Raw genomic sequence first — 6,572 nt, forward strand, 5'->3', positions numbered from 1 at the left:
ATCATAAGTTAGGGTGAATCCGACTTCTAAACTCTAAACCTAAACCCTGCCTACTGTCTAGAACGAAATAGCCCTGACTTATCAAGCAAAACGGCAGCAACAGCAAGGGATTTTTCAGCGTCCCCTCAGCGAAACTGTCATGGCGTATTTAGTGTCGCTGGCGGCTTCTGCATTTATGATGTTTTTCTTCCACAAACTCAGCTTTGACGACCCGTGGTCGATTTGGTTGAACTATACGTTAGTATTGGGATTGCCGGCGGCTGTTGGCGGCGCCGCAGGGAGGTTGGCGGTATGAGTGAAAGTAATAACGAACAGCAACAAAAAAGAAGTCCTGCTGAATGGGTGACATTTGTGATCGCCTGCTTCATCCTTTTTACCCTCACCGGACTGGTAATCTACAACTGGGTGACTAAAAAGCAGGAACCTCCAGTTATTTCTCTCACTCGCAACACGCCAATTCGCGAAACTCAAGGGCAATTTTACGTGCCGTTTACAGTGACAAACACGGGCGGCGAAACGGCCGAATCAGTGCAAATCATTGCCGAACTCCGCGTCAACGGTGAAGTCGTAGAATCCGGCGATCAACAAATTGATTTTTTGTCAAGTGGTGAAACTCAAGAAGGAGCTTTTATTTTCAGCCGTAACCCCAGTCAAGGTGAGTTGATTGTGCGATCGAGCAGTTACAAACTGCCTTAACACAGATAAAACTCGGCGGTTAAAACCTTTTCATCTCTGTGAACTGCTTTGTAAAACTTATCTAAACTTGTCTAAACCCATTTTTAGACACAATTCGGAGTTTACTTCCTACGCTATTGGGTAGATGGCTAATCCCAAGATAAGTAGGCTATCCCCCTCAAGCCGAGGGTTTCCAATTTAAAATATTTAGACTTGCGTTCCAGTCCCGATCTAAAGATATGCCACAAGCAGGACAGTCAAAAGTCCGAATGCTTAGTGGCATATCTTTTTTAGTGCCACAATTAGAACAAGTTTTAGTGCTGGGGAACCATTGGTCTACCAGCACTAAATTTGCCCCATACATTTTGCACTTATAATCGAGTTGACGCTTAAATTCGTAAAAACCTAGATCCGATATTGCCCCAGCCAGCTTGTGATTCGCCATCATTCCTTGAACGTTCAAACTTTCAATCTTGATTAGCTTAAAAGTTTGGGCTAAATAAGTTGTTAACTTGTGAAGGAAGTCTAAACGAATACGAGCTATCCGTGCATGGAGCCGACGGATTTTTTGGTAGGTTTTGCGCTGATTTTGGGAGCCTCTTACCTGTTTTGAGGCTTTGCGTTGCAAGGTAGCAAGCTTGGTTTTCGATTGTTTTAACGGCTTCGGCGCATCAAAGACCTGCTGAGTTGACAGCGTGGCAAAAGAATTAATGCCTACATCGATTCCTACAGAGCTTTCAGATTGTTGAACTGGCAAACGTTCTGCATCAAGGCAAAAGGAAACAAACCAACGACTTCCTTCTTTTGAAATCGTAAAAGTTTGAGACACATAACCGCACTCTAGGGCTTCGTAGAGTCGAAAAGTCCCCAAGGTAGGAATCTTAATGGTTTTGCCAGCGCTTAGTAAAACTTTGCCGTTAGATGAATCAACTGTAAAAGATTGACCGTCTCGGCGGCTAGCAAATTTTGGATGACCTGCCTTTCCAGAGCGATATCTACTAAAAGCATCTTTCAAGTCAATCAAAGCATTTTGATAAACTCGACTAGATAACTGGTTCATCCAGCCAAATTCAGGCTGTTTCTTGACGTGGTTGGTAAGAACTTTTTTAACTTCGTTGATCACCTTCGAGTCTGTGAATTTTCCCTCGCTATACATTTGAGTCCGCAAGCTCAACCCAAAGTTAAATACTACGCGCCGGAATCCTGCGTGTTTTGCCATCAAAGTCGCTTCTGGGCCATTTAGTTTGAGCGCTCGTTTAATAGCAAACACAAAACTTCCTCTCAATAATCAACTATGGATAATTTTAGCAAACTATTTGGCACTTTAGTCAAGCTCTTTCTCTTCCTTCGCGCCCTACCCTTCGGGAACGGCTTCGCCGAACGCGTCTTCGCGGTTTGTTCAATCTCAAAACCCCCTTGCGCGTTGACATTTATTGCTATAGTCCGCGCAGGCGGGATTTTAATCGCTTTGGAATTGCGATCGAGCTAACGCTTCATCAGATTGTGTTCCCACTTCCAAACACAGCTAGAAATCAAATTTGTACAAATATGAGCCGTAATTGGCACTAACAAATTCCCAGTAGCTAAAACACTGTAACCCAACAGCAATCCGACAGCCGTTGCCCAAACAGCATAAGGCCACTGATCCAGGGATCCCAAGTGCAGAATGCCGAAACAAAAACTCGATAAAACTAAACTGGTAACATTCAATCCCAAAGCAGACAGCATAACGCCTCGAAATAGCAATTCTTCACTAAGTCCCGGCAGCAGTCCCAGCCAAATTAAATCCGGCCAAAACAAAGGTTTGAGCACTACTTCCAAGTAAACATCTGCACTTCGGCGATAACCAGGCCAGAGGTGATAAACGATCGCACTCCCGCCTGTAATTGCCAGTCCGAGCGCACATCCTTTTAGCAAGTCCATTCCTATCAATTTGACTGGCAAAAGCGATACCGATCCAAATAGCAACCACAATTTAGCAACCGCCAGCAACATAATTGCTGTCACGCCCATTGCTACTAAAACTTGGGTGCGCGTCAAGGGTTCAATTTCAGGATTTCCGGGAAGTTTTTCTGCCACTTAATCACTTTTAGATTTGAGGTTTGAGATTTTAGATTTGTTGAGTTTAGTCAGAAAAACAACGCAGGGAGGAGATGTCTGCACCCAAGGAAGCTGGACTGATGCCGGCTCGCAAAGCGACCAAAACTCCGATCGCCTCTAAATATGAGTTTACATGCAAAGCTTTGATTCCGAGTTTTTCTGGAGTCGCCTGCATCTGGGTTTTGTTGTCGCCGACAGCGATGATTTGTACAGACGATCGCGCACTCAAACTCAGAATAGCACTGCCGCCGCAGGCTGTGGCGGGTATCACCACCGCATCGACTTGATCGGCGGTAATTGATAATTGATTGTGCTGCTGGCTTTCTGGCGCTACCAATTGGGGAGCTTTGCCCAGGCCGGCAAGCACGCAAGGTAGGAAAGTATAGCCGATTTCCTCAGCAGCCGATCGCGGGGACAGGTGCGGATCGAGGGGAAGCGCAGACAGCGCCGGGGCGTGGGCGCAGGGAATTTTAAACGTCCTGACGACGAGGTGGCTGATGACAGCTTCCGCGCCGGCTAGGGGGTCAACTCCTTTGCCGCGGCGGTAGTTTTCGAGGGCGAGGCTGCCTTCATCGTCTGGAAATCTCGCCACAACTGCGATCGCCTCTACTCTTGCTTGTTTGATTAATTTTTCCGCAGCGCGCAATAAACTGTCTGGATTGCCGATCGTCCCCCAGGATGCCCCTGACTCAGAAATACGCAATTCTACTTGCAGAGGGCGATCGGTTAAAACACAATCCGTTATATTCAAACCCAATGTAGCTCTAGCAGCATCTACGGCTTGCAAGTGGCGCAACTGCAAGTCTGGTTCAATGCCGGCATCGAGGATTAAGCCGATGCGATTTTGATGTACCGGTTGCAGGCCCCAGCATCCGGCAGCAAATTTGTCAAGGGCGTAACCTTCAACGTAGAGTGCGTTAGGTATCGGCCAATAAAGTTGAGCGCCGTTGAGGACGTTGGGGTGAGTGATCAGGGTGTCTGAAATTTGGGCGATCGCCTTAGCCACCGGCAGCGCATCTCCTGCAAAGCCCCCGATCGATGCTCCAACGCCTGTGGGGACTATCAAAACCACTGTCAAAGGGCGGGGGTTCACGGTGTTGCGGGGGATGCTTCCACGAGCACGTAGCCTTCTACCACAGCCTTTTGCCGATCGACATCCACGTCTGTGACGGCCCACCGCAGGGGTTCCCCGTGCTTTTGCAGTTCAATTTCAATAGCCGAGTGCAGTTGCTCGGCGGTATCGTGGAGGTCAACTTCTGCGGAAATGAAATGGGTGGTCATAGGGCGATCCATAGTGGTTTTACCGCTAACGGTACTTAGGTCAATTTTAGCTTAGTCCTAGGATTTACCGAATTGGCGATCGTACACAATGTCTTCTTTTTCGGTTTCTATCTTCAAGTTCGATCGGGGATAAGCAACACACAGCAACACATAACCTTCTGCCTGCAGTTCGGGACTAACGCCCATGCCATCAACTTGATCGACTTGACCCTCAATAATTTTAGCAGCGCAAGTAGTACAAACCCCCGCATTGCAAGAACTCGGCAACTCAATGCCGACGGCGTTGGCGGCGCGGAGAATTTGTTTATCTTCGGGTACTTCTACGGTATAGGTAGTGCCTTGGTGGAGCAATTCAACAGTGTAAGTCTTCGACATATTTCAATTATTGGTTTTAATTCCCCAATTGGAATTTACGCTAGATTTGGAAACAAAGCAATCAGTATTTTACCGCTGTTTGTGCTTTTGTGCAATTTTACAACATTTTTTTTTACTAATATTTTCCCTGAAATTACTCAGCAAACAATCGGCACGTTGTCAAGTCTTTAGCGGCAAAAAATCTAATTTTTTAAAATTTTTATATTGTCGGCTATTGATGACAGTATTTTTTCAAACACTAACTAGCTCTACCACAAAAAGTATAAGATCGGTAAGTACGAGTGGAGAACTCCTGAGATGCCAACTCCTTTATGCCCATAGCTCACTAATAAAGAAGACCGAACGCTTCGGAAACTCAGTAGCGATCGTGGTATGCCAGCACGGCTTAGACCGCGCGCTTCGATTCTAACTGAGATGTTGCACCATTCTCAATAAAATTTTTATGAACAGGCTTTCCGGCCTGTGAAGCGAGAAAATTCATCTCTTGTGGAACGGGCCCCAGAGCCCGTTAAGCGAGAATGGTGCAAGATGTGAGTTCCAACGCTCTTTTTCCACTACTCTGCGTAACTTAATCCCAAGTCAGATATTTGCAGTCAGTTTTCAGACCTGCGACTAGAAGATGGTTTAATTGTATTTATAGGAAAAATGAAATCATGACAAATTCAACTTTGGGTCGTCATGCGGTTGTGATTGGCGGGAGTATTGCCGGACTGCTGACCGCTCGGATTTTGACTGATTATTTTGAGCAGGTGACACTCATTGAACGAGATTGTTTTCCTCTTCAAGCAGAACCCCGCAGGGGCATTCCTCAAGGCACTCAACTGCACATTTTGCTGACCCGATGCCGTCAAATTATCGAAGAGTTGTTTCCGGGCTTGGAAGCAGAACTCATTGCTCAAGGAGCGGTAACAGTGGATATGGCAGGCGATGTGGAATGGCTCAATCCTTTTGGCTGGACTGCTCGTTTCCCCTCTGGATTTACAGTGCTCTCTTTCAGTCGGTGCATTTTGGATTGGTTGATTTACCGCCGGTTAGCGGGAACGAGCCAGCTTCATTTCCTGGAGGAAAGCTATGTCACTGGGCTCATTTCAACTCCTGATGGAACGAGCATTGCTGGAGTGAGAGTCCGGCAGCGCCAGCAAACCGGAGAGACTCAAGAGCACACCTTAGTCGCTGATTTGGTGGTGGATGCAAGCGGGTTTAATTCGCAAGCCCCCAAATGGCTGAAAGCATTGGGCTATGAAGCACCAAAGGAAACAGTGATTACAACTGGCATGGGATACGCCGGCCGCGTCTACGAGATTCCTGCGGGATTTGAATCCGATTGGAAAGGCGTGTACCTGCAAGCGGCTCCACCCGAACGAACTTCAATGGCTATCCTGTACCCGATTGAAAATAACCGTTGGCTTCTGGGATTCTGTGCCACTGCACCCCACCGCCTCCCAAAGGATGAAGCTGCCCTTTTGGATGCGCTGCAGCAGTTACCCAGCCCTATGATTTACAACGCTCTCAAGCAGGCTAAACCTTGTACGCCGATCGAAATTTACTATCCTCCCGGCAATCGGTTATGCCACTACGAAACTCTGAAGCGACAACCAGAACGGTTTTTGGTTTTAGGAGATGCTGTTTGTTCGTTCACGCCAATTTACGGTCAAGGCATGACCGTAGCCGCATTGGGGGTGAAGACCTTAGATGCCTGTTTGCAAAACATTGTCGGACAACCCTCACCCAACCTAACTGGATTGGCAAAAACATTTCAGAAACGACTGGCACAGATCAATGCAGGGCCTTGGATTGCCTCTACGACTCAAGATGCTAAATACCCCAGCGTCCGAGGCACTATTAAGGATGCCAGCGCCCTGGACAAGTTCATGGGATGGTATATGAACCAAGTCATTCATTTAACCGTTCGCGACACTCAAACAACACTCAGTTTGTTTGAAGTGTTGCATATGCTGAAATCGGCTGGCACACTGTTTCAACCTCGAATTTTGTTGCAGGTCTTAAAGCAGGTACTGGCAGGTCGATCGAACTCAACTCAAGTTAAAAAGTCATTGACTCCTTTGTAACCCACATTCCGCAGATATTCAAGCAGATTTAATTTCAAAGGAATTCATAATTGCCAAAACCTCAAATGATTG

8 protein-coding genes are annotated in these 6,572 nt (G+C 46.9%); 3 read left to right on the forward strand and 5 right to left on the reverse strand.

Annotation, left to right across the window (positions count from 1 at the left end):
* The first annotated feature begins 109 nt into the window (after positions 1 to 109).
* Both QUB44_RS29895 and QUB44_RS29900 read left to right on the forward strand, forming a co-directional pair.
* Positions 110 to 295 (forward strand): DUF2391 family protein, encoded by a 186-nt coding sequence (locus tag QUB44_RS29895; RefSeq protein WP_333373352.1) that lies wholly within the window; start codon positions 110 to 112, stop codon positions 293 to 295.
* Complete coding sequence (locus QUB44_RS29900) at positions 292 to 696, forward strand: TIGR02588 family protein (RefSeq protein WP_333373336.1); 405 nt, start codon at positions 292 to 294, stop codon at positions 694 to 696. The genes QUB44_RS29895 and QUB44_RS29900 overlap by 4 nt, the downstream gene beginning before the upstream one ends.
* 157 nt (positions 697 to 853) lie before the next feature.
* Here the strand turns inward: QUB44_RS29900 and QUB44_RS29905 are convergent, their stop codons facing one another.
* From QUB44_RS29905 to QUB44_RS29925, 5 genes are all read right to left on the reverse strand, one after another.
* Positions 854 to 1,945 (reverse strand): RNA-guided endonuclease TnpB family protein, encoded by a 1,092-nt coding sequence (locus QUB44_RS29905; protein ID WP_333373340.1) that lies wholly within the window; start codon positions 1,943 to 1,945, stop codon positions 854 to 856.
* 215 nt (positions 1,946 to 2,160) lie between these two features.
* A complete protein-coding gene (locus QUB44_RS29910) occupies positions 2,161 to 2,754 on the reverse strand; it encodes a CPBP family intramembrane glutamic endopeptidase (protein WP_333373343.1) in 594 nt (197 codons plus the stop codon).
* Positions 2,755 to 2,800: 46 nt separating this feature from the next.
* A complete protein-coding gene (locus QUB44_RS29915) occupies positions 2,801 to 3,868 on the reverse strand; it encodes a DUF3326 domain-containing protein (RefSeq protein WP_333373345.1) in 1,068 nt (355 codons plus the stop codon).
* Positions 3,865 to 4,056, reverse strand: coding sequence for a hypothetical protein (locus tag QUB44_RS29920; RefSeq protein ID WP_333054545.1), 192 nt, complete (start codon positions 4,054 to 4,056; stop codon positions 3,865 to 3,867). Before QUB44_RS29920 ends, QUB44_RS29915 begins: the two co-directional genes overlap by 4 nt.
* 57 nt (positions 4,057 to 4,113) lie before the next feature.
* Entirely contained in the window at positions 4,114 to 4,431 is a 318-nt protein-coding gene (locus QUB44_RS29925; RefSeq protein WP_333373347.1) for a 2Fe-2S iron-sulfur cluster-binding protein, read from the reverse strand.
* A 653-nt stretch (positions 4,432 to 5,084) separates the two neighbouring features.
* Between QUB44_RS29925 and QUB44_RS29930 the strand changes: the two genes are divergently transcribed.
* Positions 5,085 to 6,500 (forward strand): FAD-dependent monooxygenase, encoded by a 1,416-nt coding sequence (locus tag QUB44_RS29930; RefSeq protein WP_333373349.1) that lies wholly within the window; start codon positions 5,085 to 5,087, stop codon positions 6,498 to 6,500.
* Positions 6,501 to 6,572: the final 72 nt, after the last annotated feature.

It is taken from the genome of Microcoleus sp. AT3-D2 (genome assembly GCF_036705715.1).
Classification (GTDB): Bacteria; Cyanobacteriota; Cyanobacteriia; order Cyanobacteriales; family Microcoleaceae; genus Microcoleus.

Coding starts and splice junctions, on each gene's coding strand:
- QUB44_RS29900 (WP_333373336.1), top strand. CDS start 292: ATGAGTGAAAGTAATAACGAACAGCAACAAAAAAGAAGTCCTGCTGAA.
- QUB44_RS29920 (WP_333054545.1), bottom strand. CDS start 4,056: ATGACCACCCATTTCATTTCCGCAGAAGTTGACCTCCACGATACCGCC.
- QUB44_RS29925 (WP_333373347.1), bottom strand. CDS start 4,431: ATGTCGAAGACTTACACTGTTGAATTGCTCCACCAAGGCACTACCTAT.
- QUB44_RS29930 (WP_333373349.1), top strand. CDS start 5,085: ATGACAAATTCAACTTTGGGTCGTCATGCGGTTGTGATTGGCGGGAGT.